14 protein-coding genes and 1 pseudogene are annotated in these 20,549 nt (G+C 60.0%); 8 read left to right on the top strand and 7 right to left on the bottom strand.

All coding sequences use genetic code 11. From position 1 onward, the window contains the following. Positions 1–94 precede the first annotated feature (94 nt). The 5 genes and pseudogenes from IBX18_RS42675 to IBX18_RS40580 all read left to right on the top strand — a co-directional run. A pseudogene (locus IBX18_RS42675) lies at positions 95–270 on the top strand (transposase); the annotation flags it as partial. Between the two features lie 175 nt (positions 271–445). Then, positions 446–1,930 (top strand): DUF3375 domain-containing protein, encoded by a 1,485-nt coding sequence (locus IBX18_RS40565; protein ID WP_194838725.1) that lies wholly within the window; start codon positions 446–448, stop codon positions 1,928–1,930. Next, positions 1,923–2,630 (top strand): DUF4194 domain-containing protein, encoded by a 708-nt coding sequence (locus tag IBX18_RS40570; RefSeq protein WP_194838726.1) that lies wholly within the window; start codon positions 1,923–1,925, stop codon positions 2,628–2,630. The genes IBX18_RS40565 and IBX18_RS40570 overlap by 8 nt, the downstream gene beginning before the upstream one ends. After that, positions 2,627–5,980 carry an ATP-binding protein gene (locus IBX18_RS40575; RefSeq protein ID WP_194838727.1) on the top strand — a complete coding sequence of 1,118 codons (3,354 nt, stop codon included), beginning with the start codon at positions 2,627–2,629 and terminating at the stop codon, positions 5,978–5,980. Before IBX18_RS40570 ends, IBX18_RS40575 begins: the two co-directional genes overlap by 4 nt. A 17-nt stretch (positions 5,981–5,997) precedes the next feature. Then, complete coding sequence (locus IBX18_RS40580) at positions 5,998–7,236, top strand: Wadjet anti-phage system protein JetD domain-containing protein (protein ID WP_306796635.1); 1,239 nt, start codon at positions 5,998–6,000, stop codon at positions 7,234–7,236. Positions 7,237–8,016: 780 nt separating this feature from the next. On the opposite strand, the gene IBX18_RS40585 is transcribed toward IBX18_RS40580, so the two are convergent. The 3 genes from IBX18_RS40585 to IBX18_RS40595 form a co-directional block, all read right to left on the bottom strand. Further along, positions 8,017–9,960 carry a hypothetical protein gene (locus tag IBX18_RS40585; RefSeq protein WP_194838728.1) on the bottom strand — a complete coding sequence of 648 codons (1,944 nt, stop codon included), beginning with the start codon at positions 9,958–9,960 and terminating at the stop codon, positions 8,017–8,019. Next, positions 9,957–10,394 (bottom strand): hypothetical protein, encoded by a 438-nt coding sequence (locus IBX18_RS40590; RefSeq protein WP_228542568.1) that lies wholly within the window; start codon positions 10,392–10,394, stop codon positions 9,957–9,959. Before IBX18_RS40590 ends, IBX18_RS40585 begins: the two co-directional genes overlap by 4 nt. A gap of 125 nt (positions 10,395–10,519) precedes the next feature. Further along, complete coding sequence (locus IBX18_RS40595) at positions 10,520–11,899, bottom strand: hypothetical protein (protein ID WP_194838729.1); 1,380 nt, start codon at positions 11,897–11,899, stop codon at positions 10,520–10,522. Positions 11,900–12,419: 520 nt separating this feature from the next. Between IBX18_RS40595 and IBX18_RS40600 the strand changes: the two genes are divergently transcribed. From IBX18_RS40600 to IBX18_RS40610, 3 genes are all read left to right on the top strand, one after another. After that, positions 12,420–12,695, top strand: coding sequence for a hypothetical protein (locus IBX18_RS40600; protein WP_194838730.1), 276 nt, complete (start codon positions 12,420–12,422; stop codon positions 12,693–12,695). A gap of 1,292 nt (positions 12,696–13,987) precedes the next feature. Beyond that, positions 13,988–14,857: a protein phosphatase 2C domain-containing protein gene (locus IBX18_RS40605; RefSeq protein ID WP_194838731.1), complete on the top strand. Its 870-nt coding sequence runs from the start codon at positions 13,988–13,990 to the stop codon at positions 14,855–14,857. Positions 14,858–14,931: 74 nt separating this feature from the next. Beyond that, positions 14,932–15,783 (top strand): SDR family oxidoreductase, encoded by an 852-nt coding sequence (locus IBX18_RS40610; RefSeq protein ID WP_194838732.1) that lies wholly within the window; start codon positions 14,932–14,934, stop codon positions 15,781–15,783. Between the two features lie 19 nt (positions 15,784–15,802). Here IBX18_RS40610 and IBX18_RS40615 read toward each other — a convergent pair whose 3' ends face one another. From IBX18_RS40615 to IBX18_RS40630, 4 genes are all read right to left on the bottom strand, one after another. Continuing rightward, positions 15,803–16,642, bottom strand: a complete 840-nt coding sequence (locus tag IBX18_RS40615; protein ID WP_194838733.1) for an inositol monophosphatase family protein — start codon at positions 16,640–16,642, stop codon at positions 15,803–15,805. Positions 16,643–16,715: 73 nt separating this feature from the next. Continuing rightward, positions 16,716–18,938, bottom strand: a complete 2,223-nt coding sequence (locus IBX18_RS40620) for a tetratricopeptide repeat protein (protein WP_194838734.1) — start codon at positions 18,936–18,938, stop codon at positions 16,716–16,718. Position 18,939: 1 nt separating this feature from the next. Then, a complete protein-coding gene (locus tag IBX18_RS40625) occupies positions 18,940–19,701 on the bottom strand; it encodes a hypothetical protein (RefSeq protein WP_194838735.1) in 762 nt (253 codons plus the stop codon). A gap of 39 nt (positions 19,702–19,740) precedes the next feature. Next, positions 19,741–20,061 (bottom strand): hypothetical protein, encoded by a 321-nt coding sequence (locus IBX18_RS40630; protein WP_194838736.1) that lies wholly within the window; start codon positions 20,059–20,061, stop codon positions 19,741–19,743. Between the last annotated feature and the right edge of the window lie 488 nt (positions 20,062–20,549).

Genomic DNA, 20,549 nt, shown 5'->3' on the forward strand with positions numbered 1-20,549 from the left:
CAACATCCGCCGAGTTGGGTAACGACCGTGACGGCAGCACCTGTAACCGTCGGTCGTCCCATGTCTACTGCGGCCCAAGCAATTTCAAGATCAGAAGCGCAAACGCGCCCTCACCAGTGTGCTGGCGGCTACCTACTCCGGCCGCCCACCCACAGGATGGAGCGCTTGGTCGAATTACTCTGTGTGACAATGCTTTCCGAATTGCAAGTCTCGATCATGGAAGCCCAGCTCGACGCCCGGGTCGAAGCGTTCCACACCCGCCCGCTCGACGGTGCCCGTAGCGGGTCTTTGGTTGGGAACGCTGACAATCGAGTGGTTTCCGGCGCGCGTGTCGGTGCGCAACCGGCGTGGTGTGACCTACAAGTGCAGGGCCGCTGCGGATTCCGCAGTTTCAGAGGTTGTTTTACACGTTTGCGTGTCGGTCAGTAGACGTACTCTGGCAGCGATGAGTGTTCGAGGCGTAGAGGGTGCGTATCAGGGGGCTCTTCGGGCGTTCAAAACCCCGATGCTGGATTTGCTCCATCAGACGTATGCGCCGTTTGTCGTGACCATGCTGGCGACAGTGTTCACGGCCCAGCGTCCCGCCGTGGCAGTGGCAGACGCGCACGCAGAGATCAGCGATGCGTTGAACCAGTTGAGGGCGATGGGGTATGGCGAGGAGAACCAGCTGCCGTTGCCCGCGGGAAGCGCGCGCGATCTGTGCCGTCAGTGGGTGAACGCTGGGTGGCTCGTGCGGCAGGTGTTGGAAAACGAGGGCGAGGTTTATCGGTTGTCCGCGCATGGCGTGGGCGCCTTGGAAGTCGCCGGCCGGGTGGGGGGTTCCCGGACACGGGTATCGGAGTCCCGGGTCCGGACGCTGCTGGAAGCAGTGGAGCGGCTGGCGCAGGACGCCGACCCGGATGTGATGGCGCGGGTTACCCGTCTGGAGACGGAGATCCGCGAACGGCAGCAGGAGCTGAGGCGGCTCGAGGCTGGCGGCGCAGTCGAGTCCGTCGATGACGAGCGGCTGGTCGAGGAGGCGGAGAATGTGCTGCATTTGGCACGGGAGCTGCCAGCTGATTTTGCCCGGGTGGCAGAGTCGATCAAGGCTATGCAGCGGCAGGTGGTCGCCGATCTGCGGCAGGACATCCGGCCGACCGGCGAGGTGCTGCGTGAATACCTGGAACAAGGACAGCAGATCATGGACGCAACGCCGGAAGGGCGGGCGTTCGCCGGGGCGTTGCGGTTGATCGGTGATCCGGAGCGAATCGATGATTTGTCGAGCCGGTTGCGCACGGTGTTGCGGCATCGGTTCACCGCGCAGTTGACCGAACCGCAACGGCGGGAGTTCACCGAGATCGCGCGCCGGATCGAGCGAGGCGTCAAAGAGGTGCTGACCGCGCAGCGGCAGGCGTCGCATGTGATCACGACCCAGGTCCGCAACCATGACCCGATGAGGGACCGGCAAGTGGATGAGCTGCTCCGCGAGGTGATGACCGGCTTTCACCGATGGATGCCAGGCTCCCGACGCGGAGAACCGATCGAGCCACTGCGCCGCCTACCGACCGCCAGCGTCGAGCACCTGCGTCAATCACTGAGCGATCCCCGCCCGCTTCAGCTACCCCCACCGTTGGCCGAGTGGAGCCAAGACATGATTCCGGACACCGATACCCGGGCATGGGGCGGGCCGAATTATGCGGCGCTGGAAGCGCTTTTAGAACGATTCGGCACCGACGCAGACATCATCGAAATCGCGGCCGCGTTCGGTGCGGCGCCCGAGAAGATCCGCCGCCCGGTCGATTTGCTCGGTCTGCTCGAGCTCGCGCATCGCGCGGGGATGACCGAAACTGGGGAGGTTGTCACAGTCGAGGCGATCCGGCCGGACAGGACTCGGCGGCGGTTCGCGTTCGGCGGTGTGGTCGTGACGACGAAGGAGGGGGCGGATGAGTGAGACGAATCCCGGTGACGACGCGTGGTCGGAGGGCGAGGACGCCGGGTTCATCGACCCGGTCTCAATGGAAGAAGACCCGACCGAGTTGTTCGCCGGTGACACGGGCACGCTGGATGTGGAAGTGCGGCGGGTGCTGGTGCGGTTGCTGCAGCGCCGATGCCTGCTAGCCGAAAAGAACCCGGCGCAGTGGCGGACCCTACTGGAAAACCAGCAACTCGTAGAGTCCCGGCTGCACGACATGTTCGTTCGGCTCGTGATCGATCATGAGCGTGGCATCGCCCACAAACAGCAGGTGCGATCGGCGGAACTCGATGTGCCGATCCTGCTGAAGGACGACCCCTACAACCGTGCCGAGACGCTAGTACTGGTGCATCTGCGCACGGTGTTCCAGCAGGAACGGGTCGCGGGTGAGGTGTCGGCGCGAGTCGATATCGAAGAACTCGAGCAGACGGTGCTGACCTACTTCGACCCTGGTGACACCAATATGGCGGAAAGGCAGAAAGAGATCCGTGGCGCCGTGACGCGGTTGGCCAGGGAAGGGTTGATGGAGGAAGAAACCTCGGGTCGGTACCGGATCACGCCGCTGGTGGAGGTCGTGATGAGCGCGGAGAAACTCAGCGAGCTCAGCCGATGGTTGCGTGAACGCAACAACGCGGCAGGCCATGCAGGCGATGCCACCGCGAGAGAGATCGCGCCATGAATATGATCGACACGCTGTTCGGGCTGATCCCCGAAGCGTCCCGCGGCCAGCAGTGGGTGGCGCAGGATCTGCAGTTGGTCAACTGGGGCGGATACGAGGGGCACCATCGCGTGCGGTTCGCGCCCGGCGCGACCCTGCTGTGCGGTGAGTCCGGATCGGGCAAGTCGACTCTGATGGACTCCTATATCGCGTTGATCATGCCCCACACGATGCCGTTCAACGGAGCCTCTAATGGCGGTGTCGTCGGTCGGCCGCGCGGCAAGGACCAGCGCAACATCCTGTCCTATGCACGGGGAAAGCTCGACGAATCCCGTACCGGGGGTGAGACGAAGGCCCAGGTCCTGCGCGGCGACGGCTGGGACACCTGGTCAGCGATCGCGATGACATGGGCCGACCGTTCCAGTGCGAGATTCACTGCTGTCCGGGCATGGTATGTGCCGTCGTCGGCGCGTTCTCTCGAGGACCTGGTCCAGGTGCGAGCCACCTGCGATGAACCCTTCGACCTGCGTGAGCTGGCGGAACCGGCGAACAAGCGGTTCGCCGAGCCCGCGGTGAAAGCCCTCGGGCTGACGTGTTACACCACCGACCGGGAGTACACCGCGCGGTTGCATACCGCGCTCGGGATCGGTGCCGCCGGGGACGGGAACAAAGCGGTCGCGCTGCTGGGCCGGATTCAGGCCGGACAGCAGATCACCACGGTCGACGCATTGTACAAGACGATGGTTCTCGAGGAGCCGTCCACCCTTTCCACGGCCGACGAGGTGGTAAAGCAGTTCGATGAACTGTCCAGTACTCGGAAGCAGATGACTACCGCGCGCCAGCAGGTCAGGGCACTGACTCCGATCCGGGAGTATCGCAGCACCATCCACGACGCGATCGATCGTCTGCGCATGATCGAGGCCATCGGATCGTTCACCGACTCCTCGTCGCCAGCGTGGTTGTGGCGACACGAACGACGAGTCGAATTGCTGCGCGCCGCGGAGGAAGACCTCCGGCGACGCCGCGAACAAGCAAAACAAGCAGCTGTTGTGGAGTCGGCTCTGGCCGAGGCGGCCAAATCCGAACTGGACGGCGTCGCAGAGACTTTGCGCTCTTCCGGAGGCGACAGGTTGGACAGAGCCCGCAGCGCGCTTCGTGATGTCGATAAGCGGCTCGAAGAGGTCAGTCGGGTGCGCACGCGACTGGACCAGGCGTTGAAGGTCCTCGACGCAGAGGTATCCGGCGAAGAGGATTTCGCCGCTCTGGTCGTCCAGGCACGCCGGCTACTCGATGACAAGAAAGCCAGGGAAACCACTCAGAACCACTTCGCCGACGCGAAGGCACACCTGACGACCGTGACGGGTGAGCTGGCGGATCTGCGCGCTGAGCGCAAGGCCGTCGCCGCGCGCCGGGGCAATATCCCCACCGAGTTGCATCGAGCGCGCGCGGCGTTCGCCGAGGTTGCCGGTCTCACGCCGGATGACCTGCCGTTTGTCGGCGAACTGATCGAGGTTCGTACGGTATTCGAACCGTGGCGCGAAGCGTTCAACCTCGCTCTGGCCGGGTTCGCCATCAAGATGCTGATCGACATCGCACACCTCAGCACCTTTCGCGAAAAGATCAACACCGTGCGCACTGCGCGGCGCATCCAGTTCGAGGGCGTGCCGACCGGATTGCGGGACGAGATCGGGCTCGACGATCGCACGCTGCCCGGCCGACTCGACTACCGGCCCTCGCCGTTCACGGCTTGGCTCAAAAGCGAACTCGTCAACCGATTCGACTATGTCTGCGTCGAGACCCCTCGCCTGCTGCCACAGCATCCCAAAGCACTCACGATCACCGGTCAGATCTCCGACGGTGCGCGCGGCGCGCACGGCGGTCAAGGGCGGGCCAACGTCCTCGGCTTCACCAACGACCGATTGCTCGCGCACCTCGACAAACAGATCCGCGACGCCGAGGAAAATCAGACCGAAGCCTCCGACCGAGCGAAAGGGGCGCAGGACGCCCTCGACTCCTTTGAGGACCGCCGCAGCGCCTACCGGACCCTGACCGAGCTGTCGTGGGATCAGGTAGACGTCGACTCGGTCTCGGCCGAACGAGACCGATGGATGCAGATCATCGACGAAGTTCACTCCGACAACCCCGAAATCGACCGACTGCAGAAGAAATTGGATGCGCTGGAGGTCAAGGTCAACGACCTCGCCGAGAAAGCCATCCGGGCCAAGGTCGTGAAAGAAGATCTCGACGAAGACTGGAAAACAACCGCCGACGAGGCAGTCGACGCCCAACAGCAACTCGACATCGTTTGTCAGTCCGGCCGCGAGGTCACCTCAGAGCACCGCGATTATCTCACCGAATTGTTCGATACAGGGAGTACTGGCGATATCTCAGCGAGCGAGGCCGTCACGCAATTCGACACGACTACCGACCGTGTCGCCGACAGGCTCAGAGCCGATCGGCAGACTGCGGTAAGTGCGATAGCCAGGGCCAGAACAGCACTGTCGGAAACATTTTCGACATTCGTCGAGCGCTGGCCGAACCCGAACCTCGGCACCGACCCCGATGCCTCCTACGACGATTTCGAACGCCTGCTCACCGACCTGGAGACCAGTCGGCTGCACGAGCTGGAAACCCAATGGCGCGACAGCCTGCTGAAGCTGTCCGGCAACGACCTCACCAGCCTCGACAGCGAACTCGCCTCGGCCATCCGGGAGATCCGCGACCGGATCGAACCGGTGAACCGCATCCTCGCCGAGTTGCCCTTCTCCGACAACGACCATCGACTACAAATCGACCCACAGGAAAGCCACTCGGCAGTACGCGCACGCTTCCGCAAGGAGATGCGCGACGTTCGCCGCCTGATCGACCAGGCCGATACCGACACCGCCCGGGAACGCGCCTACGGTCGTATGGCCAAGGTGATCGACCGCATCCGCCGCACGGCCCCGGACTTCGCCGACCTGATCGACGTGCGAAACCACATCCGCATCAGCGCCGAAAAGCGCAACGCCGCAAACGAACACGTCGCCCTCTACGACCACATCGGAGAGAAATCCGGCGGCGAGTCCCAGGAACTCGTCGCCTTCATCGTCGGCTCGGCCCTGCGCTATCAGCTGGGCGACGCGGGGGCTGAGCGCCCGCGCTACGCTCCGGTATTTCTCGACGAGGCGCTCATCAAGGCCGACGCCCGCTACACCGGCCGCGCCATCGGGGCCTGGCGTGGCCTCGGATTCCAGCTCATTGTCGGCGCACCCAACGACAAGAACAGCGCCATCGAACCGCATGTCGAGGCTGAGTATTTGGTACTCAAGGACGCCCAGAGCCGCTCGTGGGCCAAACTTATTATCGGCGTGCCCGGGGACGACGAGTGACCGCCAGCCTTCTGACAGTGGACGAGGCCGTCGAAGCGCTCCGCCACAAGATGGACCAGAAATGGGCTGAAGCAGTCTGCGCGGAGCGCGGCGCCGAAGCGCCCGTGAACTTTTCGGTGCCGCTTCGTCCCGGCGTGGCAACCGGGAAAAGAGTCGGAGAGATCGGGTACGTCCGCTGGCACGAATGGTATGCGGCGTGGCGTGCGTTCGACACACAATTCGTCAGCGGCGCCGCAGGAGTCGAGATCATCCGCAAACCGGTGACTATCCGCGGTGTGACTGACGAGTTCCCGGCGATGCTCGTAGCCGACACCCTGGCCGCTGCCATCGAACTCGTGGCCCGAACCCAGACCAAACCCCCGGCTATCGACATGGATCGCGCCCGTTCCCTCGCCGCGTCACTTGCTGCAGTCGGCGCCACTCTCTCCCCAGCCACCTTGAAAGCCACCTGCCGGCTCGCCGATTCCGACACCACGGTTCTATTCGAGGCTGTGTCCTGGTTACGCGACCACCCCGACGCGAGTGCCTGGACTGCCCGCCAGCTCCCGGTGCCCGGCATGCACTCGAAGTGGCTCGAAACCCATGGCACTCTCTTGGCGATGGTGGCCGGCCGCGATGTGCGCGCCGAAGTCAGGCCACGGCTCGCCGTCGTTCACCTGACCTACGTCGACCCTAACTACACCGCCTTGGGCAGACGCAGGCACGACTCCTGGACTACCGGCGACGTCCACGACCTCGCCTACGAACCGCGGGTGGTCCTCATCGTCGAAAACCGTGACTGCCGCCTCTGGTTCCCACCTGCCACCGATACGATCATCGTCGAAGGAAGCGGCAAAGCCGCTGGATCCCTGCTTGCTGACATCGCCTGGATCCGCGCGGCCGAACATATTTTCTACTGGGGCGATATCGACGCCGACGGCTACGCAATCCTCGACCGGCTCCGCGCCATGATGACAGCTACCACCCCCGATGGCATGTCCGCCAAGACCGTCCACTCTATCCTCATGGACGCCACCGACCTGCACCGCTACGCACACCATGGCGTGAACCACGACAAGGCAGGTCGGCCGATCAAACCATCCTCGACGCGGCTCACCCACCTCATCCAGGCCGAAGCAGCCGCCTACGACGCCGTCGCTACAGCAGGACCCGCACCGTTCCGTCGAATCGAGCAGGAAGCCATTCCACTCCATGACGCCGCAGAACGGCTTAAGTCATTGATTGACACCCTCCCGACAACGACGTTGTCTCCTTGACCGGTGACACCCGATCCACAGAGCTAGATCGATCTACCGGCGCGTAGGAATGCAAGTGCGCCGCCGCGCCAGCGGGTCCTCGATGGGTCAATCTTGGAATCTGCCGAAGTGTCCACGATCTCGCTTGCTCTCGCATTCAGCCATTGCCGCCCATGCTGCGACGTATTGCTTGACCGCTGTTCGAATTCACACCCAAGCAAGCACGGCAACTGACACTGGGAACGCCGTCTCTTATGCCGTCATCGATAAGGACCTGAGCCTTCTAGCGGAACAACGTTGCGCGGAATGCCTGTCGCAGTGGCGATCTAGGCAGCCGACTGTCCGGCCCCCAGCCGCGCACAGATCTGACGCGGACCGACTGTGGGTACGATATCGCCGCCCGACCAAGTGCAACGACAACCCAGGACCAGCAGCGCCGGAGAACACCTAACCGAAGGCCAGCACCGGCCCGCGCATGCTGACCGGCGACACAGGGGCCAGCCTCTGTTGCGGATCGCGGTGCCGGAGACCCGGCCTGTTCCCCCAGCCGTAGACCGCGTTTGTGGTCGGCGGACAAGGTTCTCGTGGACTGGTTGTGGGAGGAGGATGCGCGCTACCGGGATGCGCATCGGCGCCGCCCGCTCCAGGCTGCTGAACGATCATCCGAGCCGATCTGCGAGGAAGATCCACTCAAGATGGGGTGCTCGCCAAGGCGCGAGTGTGATTGCGGACGGTGGGCCGCCTCGCAGCAAGCTGTTTGCACCTCTTCATGACTGCTGCGGAGTCGTGTCGAGCACGCAATCATTCGGCGTCGTCAGTTCTGGGGGAGTTGAGGGGCTCGACGGCCGCTGGGCCAGGGTGCGCGACAGTGCTGATCGTGGGATTTTCGTACGTGAAATCCAATTGATCGTATTCGCGCCGATAGACGCTAGGAAGCTCGTTGTCACCGACGATTATCTGAAGCCGCCCTTGCGCTGCATCAACTTGAGTCACCATGCGGCGGTAGAGTGCGGCTGCCAAGTCGTCACTGTTGTTGAGCGACGTGCGTGGACTGTCGATCAGGAGAAATGCTGGATACGCAGTGTCTCGGCGACGGAGCGCGACCGACATCAATGTCAGCCAGTACGCCAACTGCGTCGCAGTGCGGACGCCGCCAGCAGGGCTGAACTTTGTATAAATCTCACCGTTGAGCATGGGCAAGTAGCTCGTGCGATTGATTGTTGCACGCTCGACGCTAGGTACTCCGATAGCAGTCATCGTTTCTGCAAATTCAGCGTCCAGTTCATCAAGTATCTCCGTCTTACGTTCTGCCAACTGTCGCTCAGCCAATTCCAGGGCTGTACGTAGCCGTTGCACATCGTTCCTGAGCTGATCGGCGGTGAGTCTCAAGTCATCCGCGCGGTCCCATTGGAAGAGCACACGATCAAGAGCCTCTTGCTCGCTACGGGCTTCGGCGAGTTTTTGGGAGGCGTCACTATATGCCTGGAGCTGGGGCGTGATCCGATCGCGAGTTCGCTCGTCCAGCGTTGCGCTTAGCTGGTCAACGAGCGCATGGCGGTGCTCCACTGCTCGCTGCACATGAAGCAGTTGCTCCGCGCTGCCTGTGAGTTGCTCTTCCAGTTCGACGAGTTGATCGTTTAGTTGGCGCTGCTCGTAGCTTTCCTCAGCAGCCGAAGTCCGGGCTGCGGGAACTGGGTCGGGCTGCAGGCAAAGCCGGCAGTGGTCAGTCGGTACGTCCCGAAGGTGAATGTCTTGCATACAGCGAGGACAGACCATGAACTCAAAGTCGGCGAGGCGTTCACCGGCGTCATGCAGACGTCGAAGTCGGTCAAGGTCTTGCATGACCCTGCGGCGCTCTGTGCCATAGTCGACTTGTTGCTGTGCAAGAACGATTGCGGTCTGGCGGGCCATCGCCAAGCTGCGCTCGGCCTCGCCGAGCAGGTCGCGGAGAGTCTGGGTTTCGCGGTCGACAACTGGGGCAACGGCTTGTCGAAGAGTGTCCAGTTCAGCTGCAGCGGTGGCCTCAGCCTCAGCGGCCTGTGCGCGGGCAGCGACCGCTTCATCCAGGCTTGCCGTGTTGCTGTCATGCAAGAACTGGAGCACAACCTCGTGGTCATGGACTGCTGCGTCCAGCTCACCGTTGCGCACGGCAAGATCAGAACGAGTTTGGAGAATATCAGAGTCTGTCAGCCCAAACAGCAGCTCGAAGACGGTTTTCCTCTTAGGCTCCCGGTAAGGGGATTGGCTCGATGCGATGTCGCGGTTTATCTCGGCTTGGCGGATATACATGAACATGAAGATGTCCGCGAACGTGATGCGATTTCCAGCTTTGGTAGTGGTAGTGGTTCGCGCGGCAGCTCGCATTTCAGTGGGCAGGCCAAGGGCGCCAAGCAGCAACGTGTTCAGCGATGGTTCGCGATCCTTGACGAAATGATCCGGCAGTCGCTCTTGAGTGATGTTGTCGACCACGCGGATAGTGTTCTTCTTCGTGGGGTCGAGGCTGCGCGTGAGAGTAAATCGCTCATGTACCAGCGTGAGCTGGACCGTGACATCCCGAACGTTTTTGACAGCGACGGGAGCCAGCTCACCGTTGCCGCCAATTCCGTACTTGATCAGTTCGAAAAGCGTGCTCTTGCCGACGCCAACCGGTCCAGCAAGCACCGTGAGAGCTGAAGGGAACTGGTAGGTCACCGTTCCCTCGGTGGTGTCCAGGGAAACGGCGTCGAGCCGGAATCGTGTTGTCATCGAATGACCTGCCGTTGGGGACGGTCCATCACTTCTGGCAGGTGACGGTAGATGAGGTCTTTCAATGCGGCGCCGGTGAGGCCTCCGGTCGCCTGTGCGACTGCATGGCACCGGTCATTGATCTCTTGCCACGGCTCTGTTTGAGCCATGCGCTCGGCGAGCTTGCGACCAGCAGGCGTTGGTGTGAGGGCTACGCTGCCCTGTCGACCTGCGACATAGCGAAGTAGGCCACGCCCGACCAGAGCACCGATGACCGGGTAGTACCGGTCATCCCATGGGCCGTACTTGTACCGAGTCATCGGTGCCTCCACATCGGTTGCGTCAACGTCCTGCGCGATGTGCAGCCGCTCGTCCTCGGCATTCAGGTTCTCCAGGACTCGCGGCGCGAGAGCTGGATAACGTACGAGGAAATCCAGCTTCGCAAGCTTGGTCAAGCCATCGAGTTTGCGGGCATGTCCTTGGCTTCCAGCGACGGCTGTCACCAGAAGGAGAATTCGCATCTGGTGGTATGCGAGATCGTCTCGAAGTGCTTCACGGACTCCGGCGTGACTCGGCGATGTCATCGTTCCGCCGTCCGTTCTGCACGTAGACGCGCGATCTCAGTTTTCACGTCAAACCGAGGACTGAACCAGACTTCGCATCTGGCGGCCAGATCGCAGACGCCTCCGAGGGCGAGTTCGTTATCCAAGCCGTCAAGTGATCCTGCTTCATGCAGGCGGTCAAGGCGGCCGGCCAGCGCGATCCAGAAAGGCGAACCCCAATTCCCAGTGGCTGTTCTGGCCTCGAAGGTAGCTTCGTCGGCCACTCGCAGGAACTTGCGCTCCATCGCATAACGTTCCGCTGCGCTGCCCGGCACGTCATCGCCCCGTTCCTGCCAATAGCGCTTGAAATCCGATCGCAGCCGTTCAGCCCGCGAAATGCTCGTATCGGCGCACCCGCCCCTGGCCATCTTGATGCCGAGCTTGCTCAGCTGAGCGGGCACGGCGAGCGGCATGTACCCAAACGGGTTGGCCAATGCAGTTCGGATAGCTATCGCGATGTCGTGCACATCGATTGTGCGGGGGAGCAGAGCGCGTCGCACTTCGAACGCAGACGTCGCGCCGCCCGAATTTGGGGACGTTACAAGTACGAGCGGAAGCGCACCGTCCGGGACTGGCCCCTGGGCGCGCATACGCAATCGGAAGAGTTGTAGAACTGCTTCCCAGACCGCCGAGGCCGGCACATCCCGCCGATCCATTTTGTCCAGAATGGGCTGCATGTACATGCTCGGCGCCGCATGTTCGGTCACCTCGCGGTGCGGCCGACAGTCATCTATGAACAGCACGGTAAGAAACGAGCAGACTTTCTGGCCATGGGCCTCGCTGGCCACGCACGTCTTCGCGGTGGCCTCCGCAGGAGCCTGCCATTCCTTGGGTAAACCATCACGATAGAGAAGCAGTTCCTTCGCAAAGCCCATCGCAACTTCGTGCACCAACATCACCGTGGGCGCATCCAGTTCACACCCCGCGGCCTGATCGCGCAGAAATGCGGTTACCTTCGCGAGCTTGCGCGGATCTCCCGGTGCCAGCGCTGCGCAGGTCACCAGCCGGACGTTCGGCTTCTCATCAAGCGCGAGCCAACGGCCGAACAGATGGGCCAAGCCACCCTTGTCAACAAGCTGCTTGATTGTCGTCCACGCCCCGGACGATGGCTCGCGGTGCTTCGCCGACACCAGCTCTGCATCAGCGGCATTGAGAACCGTCCAGTCCTCGTGGTGCTCGCAGATGATGCGGCTATCAGCGTGCGCCGACAGGTGACCGTCACCGTCGAGAGCATCAGCGAACAATCGCAACCCGTCAGCAGTAGCCATGGCCGCCTGCCAGTCGTACAGATCAGCTGTTCGCGCACCAGCGTCATCACCTGCGGGTACGGCCAAGACAACCTCTGCAGCCGTGTCCATGTTCCTCCCCGCTACGACAAGTGTCCACCACAAGCCAACAGTCATATCGTCATCGCCACAAGATCTGTAACAGCCTCGCACCGAGTTCGAGTAACGATCTCGGCAAGTGCCGCCACCTGGCGTTCGTTGTACTTCTCCGCCGAGCCTCCAGCGGGCGGTCTGTTTGTGTTGGGCATTGGCGGCGTCTTCACTTTGCTCTTTGTGGAAAACTCGCACGGTCCTGCCTACCCGCAATGACCGAGGATGCGGAACGTCTACTCGCGGCGTTGGTGTCACCTCTGCATCTTCATAGCTCGACAGAACGTGGGAGTCGCGCGCGGGCCGCAGGTGTAGGCCGGCGTGCCGGGAACCGCCTCACCGCGCGCCCACGCGCGCACCTGGGTACGAAACACCGGCAGCGCCTGCTGGTCCTCGACCTTGCCGCGCGCCTAATTCTTGCGCCGGGTGAACGGCGAGACACCGTCGACGGGATTGACCGCCACCGCACCACGATCGCCATCATCGCGCGTAGCACGATCTTGTGCTGCTTGGCATTGCGCCGAAGCCCCAGGGCTACAAGATGTTTGAGATAGCGATCGAGTTCATCGGTGGTCGCTTGCCAGACCTGGAGATTGCCGACCGAGTTCTCGATCTTGACGGTGCCGGGGTTCGCGCGCTTGTCGGCCGAGACGTAGATCTCGCGCCGGTAGTCCTCGACATTTCCTTCGGTGTAGTCGGGATCGGCTTCGAGCTCCACCAGCAGTCATCGGCGCTGAGCCCCATGCGCTCGACCCGCTGGGAACCCCCCGCTCCGTAGTAGCGCACCGTGGTCCGCCAGCTACCGTAGCGGGTACGTCTCAGTGGGCGAAAGAACTGAACTGAGGTGCCCACATGCAATCGAAACCCGAGCCGGAACGCACCGCCGTCGAACGCAGCTCTCCCCAGAGCGATGCGGTCGACGTAGATGGCCCTCCGAGTGATGAAATCTGGCTCAGCACAGCAGAAGTGGCGCGTCATCTGAAGATGCGCCCTAAAACGCTGACGGCGTGGGCTGCGGCGGGTCGTGGTCCGCGGTACGCGCGAATGGGCAGGTAAAGGCGTTATCGCATGGCCGATCTCGTCGTCTGGGAGCTGGAGCAGCTCGCACGCGGCGGTGGAGGCGAACCCACCGGAAAACCGTATCCACACTGACCGTCCGCGACACCCGGCCGGAATAGCTACCGAGTAGCAAACTTCCTGCTCTTGTGTGTGGTGTGTAGCTGGCCCATTCTTGTGCTGGAAGTGCTGGTGTCAGGTAAGAGTTGGTTCCAGTTCTTCTGCTTCTTCGGCTTCGATGCGACACCAAAAGGTGGAGTCTTCGGCCTATCAAGGGCGTCACGCTCTGAGGCAACCAGTTTGCAGTGGGTCCAGAAAGGAGAACGGTGGGAGGCAGGCTGCACAAGCCCGTCGGTACCACCCATTGTAAGCCGACCTTGGCGAGTTTAGCCAGTTCCGCGTACCGCGCCAGGGCCCACGGGGGAGAGCAAGCGCAGCTCACTCACAAAGAAACGCGGCGATCGACACGACCAGACGGCTCCCCTGCTTGCCTTAGCGGTACATCATCGACAAGCCCTGCCAGGCCATCTACATGCGTAGATGGGCAGCCAGATAGCGCCAGGTTTATGGCCATGTGAGCTTATTGGCCATGACCGAAGGGGGACACACGCGCTGAACACACGACCTGCGCAAACGGGATCTGCCCGACTGACAACGACCATGAGGTCGATATCGCGCCGTCGACTCCGTGCAGAAGGGGCAATCGTACGTGACTGCAGCTAGTCCATAGTGGCAACGAACGAACGGTCGCGCGCGTTGCTGACTCCGCGCCCGGTGAATCGATGCTTTAGCCGCGCACGAACAACGACCTAGCTAGCCTCCATCAACTCGGCTGGAACACGTCAAGCTACAAACACCGAGCGCGATAACAGCGAGATAAGTGCGAATAAATCGAATCTCATGGCTGCGCAGTGCGAAGATATGGACATGAGAGCCGAGTTGACGTCAGCGCCCGACGATCGGGAGGTGCACCTCCGCGCAGGCTTCTCAATGCGTTGGGGGAAGGTTTCGGTCGTGGCGACCACAGCACCCGGGGATCCGAGGACGCCGAACGAGGATTCCCTCGCTGTATGCGACGACGGCTCTGGACTGACAGCCGCAGTGTTTGATGGCATAACTTCCCTGAAGAGTACTGCGGGACTTAACGATGAGACGGGTGCACATTTTGCAGCACATTTCCTGAAAGATGCTATCCCAAACATCCACAGTTCAGATGCCATGAAAATACTAATTGAGCTGAATGAGCGACTCGGCGCAGCAACGAAAACTATCGATGGAGTGGATATGTGTGACACAACAACTCTACCTTCATCGACAGCAACGATCATTAGAGTCAATCGATACCGGAAGTCCGTCACTTTTGGCCACATAGGCGACAGCTTCGGCATTGCATACTATACTGACGGATCCTCCGAGTTATTCACAGACAATCGAAATGAATCATACGATCGGAAAGTTTTGTCACTCGTCCGGAAAATAGCTACTCAAGATGGTAAGACCAATCGCGATGCGAGAAACGATTTCCGTGTCGCGTTAGCCTTGATTGATATGGCGAAAGAACGCAACAATAGTGCCGCCGGCAACGGGAGCGGCTGCATCAACGGAGACTCCAATGCCTATCGCTATATCCAATCGGGCCACCTTGCCCTAGATCGTCTACACTCCGTGCTGCTCGGAACCGATGGACTTGTTCCTCAAGATATGTCTATCAAACGCGGTCCCGACCGGAACCTACTGTTGACAATTATTTCAGACGCGGGGTTTGCGAATCTCATGGAGATCAAGCGCCGCAGCGAAGACGATGATCCCGACTGGCGCCATCTCCGGTACAAACACTCCGACGACGCCACCGGAATCCTAGTACGATTCTCCAATCGTACATAGACTCTACCTTCGTAGATCACACCCGCAGCGGCTCGAATGCGCGTTGGACGTTGCGACTATAATGAAGTATGACTATGGCAATACTTGGGGCATCCGGAACTCTCGGTCGAAGCCTAACCAGAATCTTGGGACAATCGCGTGATGTCGTCACGTCTAGCCGTTCAGGCGGAGATCCCGCGACGCGCCTCGATGCAACCGACCCGGAGGCAGTGAACCGATTCTTTACCAGATACCAACCTGCGGTCTGCGTTAACTGCATCGGATTGGTGGACATACGCCAGTGCGAACGCGAACCGGAACAAGCCTACCGGGCCAATGTTGATACTGTTGCCAATATTAAGAATGCTACAGTTGCCCGTGGGTGCCGTCTAGTTCATATCTCATCAGACTACGTATTCGGAGAACCATCTGCACTACCTCATTGCGAGGGAGATATCCCCGCACCGTTGCAAGTTTACGGGGCAACTAAATTGCATTCCGAACACATTCTACAACATGCACAAGACTGTCTCATTGTTCGCTTACCGCTCCTCTACGGGGATAACGAAACGGCACACAACTGGGCAACCGCCATAGTGCATGCACTGCGAAACCAGACACCTGTTGCTATCGATGACGTCCACCTCAGACAGCCCACCTTTGTCGACGATGTCGCGGTTGCCCTCATCGCTGTTGCCGCAAAACCGATTACTGGAATTCTTCACATCGCGTCACCCTCGATCATGACGAAATATGCCTGGTCAATGACTTTGGCCGCCCTTCTCGGCGTCACCGAGCCGAGCATATCGCCGGGGATGCCCTCCGCAAGCGACCCCGCGCGTCCAAAGCAATCGGCGCTGTCGACAGAGCGGGCACTCCGTCTCGGCGTACCGACGCCTCGCCCTGTGGAAAAGGCGCTGTTATCCTTCGTGGGTGAAATTGCCTAATGCCTCGAATTGAGCCCACCTAGTATTTTTTGAGAATACTCCATATCTTCGAAGACAGATGGCCGACGCCAAAAACAGCTCGAGGTACACGACCTCCATTAGGCCATTCCAACGCCTTACCCTCCCAGTTAAGAGCATAGCCTTGCGGTATCGCAGCGATGACAGCGCCTAGCATAATATCTCGCATTTGACGAGTATGACTGACGTAGCACAGAGCTCGACCATTGATACAGTCGATAAGACAATTCGGAGCACCTCTATCATTTTCAGTGTCATCTACAATAGTCAAGCCAAGATCCCGTAATTCATTTTGCGCCTCTACAGGCACCCGACCATTGACATATACAATATTTGAGTCGGACAATTGGGGTTTGATATGTGTCACTTCGAGCGGCGACTTTATCGAGGCACCGGCCGCCATCAATGCTTCATCTTGCTCCGAGGTCCAGTAAAGCTGATCCCGGCGCGGGAAGTAAATATAGACAGGACCGAAGCGTCCCCTGCTAGCCAAGCCAAGACAGATAGAATACGAGTCCCGCCCCAGAAGATACTCCATGGTTCCGTCAATTGGATCAATAACCAACGTGGCGCTATCTGACCGCCGGAACAGACGTCTCATCGACGACTCCTCCTCCGCATCCAACGAGAGGCCACTCCCCCAGTAGGCTGCGGCAGCAATCAAAAGCACATCCTGAACCACCACGTCGACGGTGGTTTTCGCGGCACGACGCTCTCTGAGTTCCGGGGTATCGTGTGGCATGGCTGTATCGTCTACCTTGCCATCATTCGCGACCTTGCCCTCAAACCCTCGCGCGACCGCACCGGCTTGCATCAGCGCGAGAATGACTTGCTGATCCATACGAGGAGTACCCCCAACGGGATTTTTATGCATTGAAAGAACCACGTTTGAATTATCTCCTAGTAGACTTATTTTAAGGTTTCATCCATGAGGGTCGCCTGTCTGCCAGTCGTCCGAAATATAACCATCGATGTCGCTCGTCCCAGGCCGTGACCAGTCGCATCCCTTCTGCGCTCGTCGCCATAGTCCGACATAGCTCAGGAATCCCAGTTGGCAGGCTAGATTGTATTGCATCGAAAGCTTCGGAGTGAGTGGGAGGGATCCGGGCGTGTCTTCGGACGTAAGCAACTGCGGTCCAGGCAAGCAGGGTCATTGTCAGACTTCGCTTATCACCGATCCGCAAATGGTCATTTGTCGCGAGCTGCAGTTTTTCAGCTGCTACCCCAAAGTTGCTTTCGTGGGCATCGACAAGCGCGAGGCGCGCACATGCTATAGCGGTTCGCCGCGAGTCCCCTGATTCGGCGCATCGCCTGTGGGCCTCCGCCAACGTTGCATGCACTTGCGCGATTGCTACGTCAGGCTGCGCCAGATAGACCAACCCAAGATGAAGGAGCACTCGGCCCAGTTCCCTGAGATCGAACGACGGAGAGGTAGTGTGTGCCGCTAGGTTCTGTGCATGCTCGAAAAGGACCCTGGCTTCCGACAACCGACCGGCGTAGTACAGAACGAGGCCGCGGCTGCACAGATTGCGCGAGAATACCGCCGGGTCCCGGTCAATGGAGCACGCGTCCAGGGCCAACTCACTCCAGCGCAGCGCACTACCGAAGTCGAGCAGGTCACAATATTGGTATCCAAGATAGCCCATGCAGGCCGCAGTTTCAGAATGGACGGCAGTTGGATCGGCCTCGATCGCCCGCTGATAGCTAGCGATACAGGCGTCGGTATCGCCAAGATTCCCGTGAGAGATAGCGCTCTGCACCCAGACACGTCGCATAAGTTCTTGGGACCGGTCATCAGCGACTCCGACGAGATTCTGGCGCGCTTCACGAAGCCTTTCCAAGCAATCTTGCGGGTTTCCCATGTCGGATGCGATGTGGGCACGAAGGAGAGCCAGATGCGCTTGCTCTTCGGCAGACAGTGAACCGGGATTCTGAGACACGGCTATGGCGATTGCCTCAAGTGGCTCCTGCAGCTGAACAGCCAAACCGGCCCGGCGCCAGCGCTCTACCAGCCCTGCAGCCAGCAGCGTGCCATGGGCTTCAGAGATTTGCTGCAGACAAAGCATATGATGGACACATTCCTGGACCGCACGGGTGTCAAGCGAGTCCACCAGGAGGGCGGATGAGTAGTAACTTATCGCAAGTTCGTGGACCCGAGCGGCCCACCTCCGCCCGTGTTCTTCAGCCAGGCGGGTCAGATCAAGATGGACCAGGGGGTGTAGCTGGTATTTTTGGCCGACGGATCCCGGGACTACAAGAAGAATCTGAAGAGAGACGGCTTCCAAAATCAGATCTTCTACACTTACTGACGTCAAACTGTCACACAGATAGTGAACAAGCTCAAGCGGAACATCGATCTTGCGCAGAAGCCCACACGCCATGAGTGCCTCACGGCCAGAAATATTCTCCAATGCAACCCGAACTGCGTGGATACTTGCAGTATGGCGCTGATTAAGGAACGACGCTACGAAGTCATCCGGCACATCTGTGGCCGACCATCGAAAATATAGAAGATTCTGCGGGAGCCGACCTATCCGGTCCGCGACATCGAGGATAACCGGGTCACCGAGGCGCCCCCGAACCTCTGGCCCAACTATATCGATGATAGCACTATTTTCACGAATACCTTCTAGTTTCAGGCGCCAAATGGATTGATCAAATGCACGACCACCTTCGCGTGTGGTCAAGATCAGCGTCAGCGCGTTCTGAACACGAAGAGTTGCTAGCAATCGGCAAAAATGTGTTCCATGCGCGACAGCTTCCTCGACGTTATCAACGAACAAGAGAAGGGAATCTTGCTCTTGAGTCTTCAATGACTCAATGATTATCTCAGGCACAAGATTCAGCTCAGGTGACGGCGAAGTTCGACCAGAGACCATACGATAGATCGTGTCGAGCAAAGATCTCTCAGTCATCCCATGGCCCGGAAGAATCGCAGCCGCTAAAAAATGGGTCGACACATCCCTGAACTGGGAGAATACAACTGTGGCTAGCGCCGTTTTGCCAGCCCCGGGAGGCCCTGATATGACTACAACGCGATGGCGACGGACAGCATCTCTGACTGTTCGAATCTCGCTCTCGCGACCTACAAAACGTGAAATGGGCCTGGGAGGCATTGAATTCCATTGGCCCGTCATATTATCTGTCCTCTGGAAGATATGGGCCGGTATCACCTAAGTCCTCGTGTCCTTCCCGGAAATTACGATCTGTTAACCCGACCCGTTTTGCCGCTGCGACGACCATTGCGTCCAGGAGTTCGCTTATGACGTACTCGCCGGTGTCGGCCAGCGCTTGGAGCGGGTTCGAATGAGGACTATCTTGCTGATGAATTCCGATGAATATGTCGCACAGCTCAGCGAATGCTGTCGCATCATTGTCTGCTATACCAAGGATTCGGATGACCGGATTCCTAGCTCTAGCTGTTCGCATAATATTCAGGACGGATGCGGATCGACCCGAAGCACTCGCAGCTAGGATATTGCCGCCTTTTATCGTGTTCGGAAGAGGCACCACGTCGTGTGCGACGTATACGTGAGCGCCGCAATGGGCCAATCGGTTTGCAGGTATCGCTGCGGCTAGCAGGGCTCTTCCGGCGCCTACTACGCGCACGATCTCCTCATTACGTATCCACCTCACAACCTCTTCGACGCCGAGCGATATTGATGATCGCGAAAGTACGACGGTGTTATTGATTGCGAAACCAATTGCTAGTGCCCGAGCGCGGATGGCCCTGCTCAGGCCATCGACTGAATCGAGAGCATGCGCCGCATCCTCTGAATCCTCGGCGGCCTGATGATCGAACTCTCTGGCTGGGAGTTCCGTGGAACCATTTAGCGCATCCGGGAGGTAGATGAGCCGGTTGCCTATAAGAAGTTCCTCTACACTGCTCTCAAGTGACACGGCTTCTCCGGAACGGCCGGCCCCCGCAAACGACGAGCCCTACTCGGCCAGTTTGCGTTGACGATCTCGCTGATAGTTGCGGTGACGCTCCTTGGAGACTGGATCCCACCGACGCTGCGCCGAGGGCGGCGTGATGCCGGCCGCGCGGGCAAGCTGAGCCCACGAGGCCCCGAGTTCGCGCGCTTGAACAGCCGCTTGGTCGAGCTTTTGCCGTAGCTCGTCAAGCTCCAGTGACATACTCGCGACCTCTCCAAGAAGTGCAGCCACATCATAAAGCCTGCGAGCCTCGTTGCGGCGGTCATTCGACGCACTTCGCGCATCGCCCGCGCCAGAGGCGCTGGACTCATCTATCCGGTCCATGCCGCTAGCATAGCGCGTCCATCCCACTTTGCAGCGTAATGGTGCAAACAAGCACCTTTGGCGTAGTCTTGTGCAGTATCTAGAGCTGATCTGACAGGGAGTTGCCGTGGGTACCCACAACACAGTTAGCGGTCATACACCGGTGGGGTGTCAGCGCGATCGCGCGACAGAACCCGTTGCGCCCCATCTCAACGAAGATCCTCGCCAATCAGCCGCCGCTAGCGGCGGCTTCATGCCACATGTCGCACGAGTCTGTGCTTCTGTCGACCGAGACAGTTCGCCCGACCATGGCGGCTCTGCCGGTCGCCGCAGCTTCCAGCGCACACTGACGGCTGTGGCGGCCCTGCTGCAAGGCGTTGCCTTGGCAATGGAAGTTATTGGGCACCAAGACATCTCCACCTCTGCCCAGGCCGGATCAGCTGTCCTGTATGCCCTTAGCAGCTCCACTTCCTTCCGCGCCTTTCAAGTAGTTGGCGGCACACTCGGTC

It is taken from the genome of Nocardia sp. XZ_19_369 (assembly GCF_015355715.1).
In the GTDB taxonomy this organism is placed as follows: Bacteria; Actinomycetota; Actinomycetes; order Mycobacteriales; family Mycobacteriaceae; genus Nocardia.

Excerpts from the sequence above, each read along its gene's own strand:
- IBX18_RS40565 (WP_194838725.1), top strand. The coding sequence starts at position 446 with ATGAGTGTTCGAGGCGTAGAGGGTGCGTATCAGGGGGCTCTTCGGGCG.
- IBX18_RS40570 (WP_194838726.1), top strand. The coding sequence starts at position 1,923 with ATGAGTGAGACGAATCCCGGTGACGACGCGTGGTCGGAGGGCGAGGAC.
- IBX18_RS40575 (WP_194838727.1), top strand. The coding sequence starts at position 2,627 with ATGAATATGATCGACACGCTGTTCGGGCTGATCCCCGAAGCGTCCCGC.
- IBX18_RS40585 (WP_194838728.1), bottom strand. The coding sequence starts at position 9,960 with ATGACAACACGATTCCGGCTCGACGCCGTTTCCCTGGACACCACCGAG.
- IBX18_RS40595 (WP_194838729.1), bottom strand. The coding sequence starts at position 11,899 with ATGGACACGGCTGCAGAGGTTGTCTTGGCCGTACCCGCAGGTGATGAC.
- IBX18_RS40610 (WP_194838732.1), top strand. The coding sequence starts at position 14,932 with ATGGCAATACTTGGGGCATCCGGAACTCTCGGTCGAAGCCTAACCAGA.
- IBX18_RS40615 (WP_194838733.1), bottom strand. The coding sequence starts at position 16,642 with ATGGATCAGCAAGTCATTCTCGCGCTGATGCAAGCCGGTGCGGTCGCG.
- IBX18_RS40620 (WP_194838734.1), bottom strand. The coding sequence starts at position 18,938 with ATGACGGGCCAATGGAATTCAATGCCTCCCAGGCCCATTTCACGTTTT.
- IBX18_RS40630 (WP_194838736.1), bottom strand. The coding sequence starts at position 20,061 with ATGGACCGGATAGATGAGTCCAGCGCCTCTGGCGCGGGCGATGCGCGA.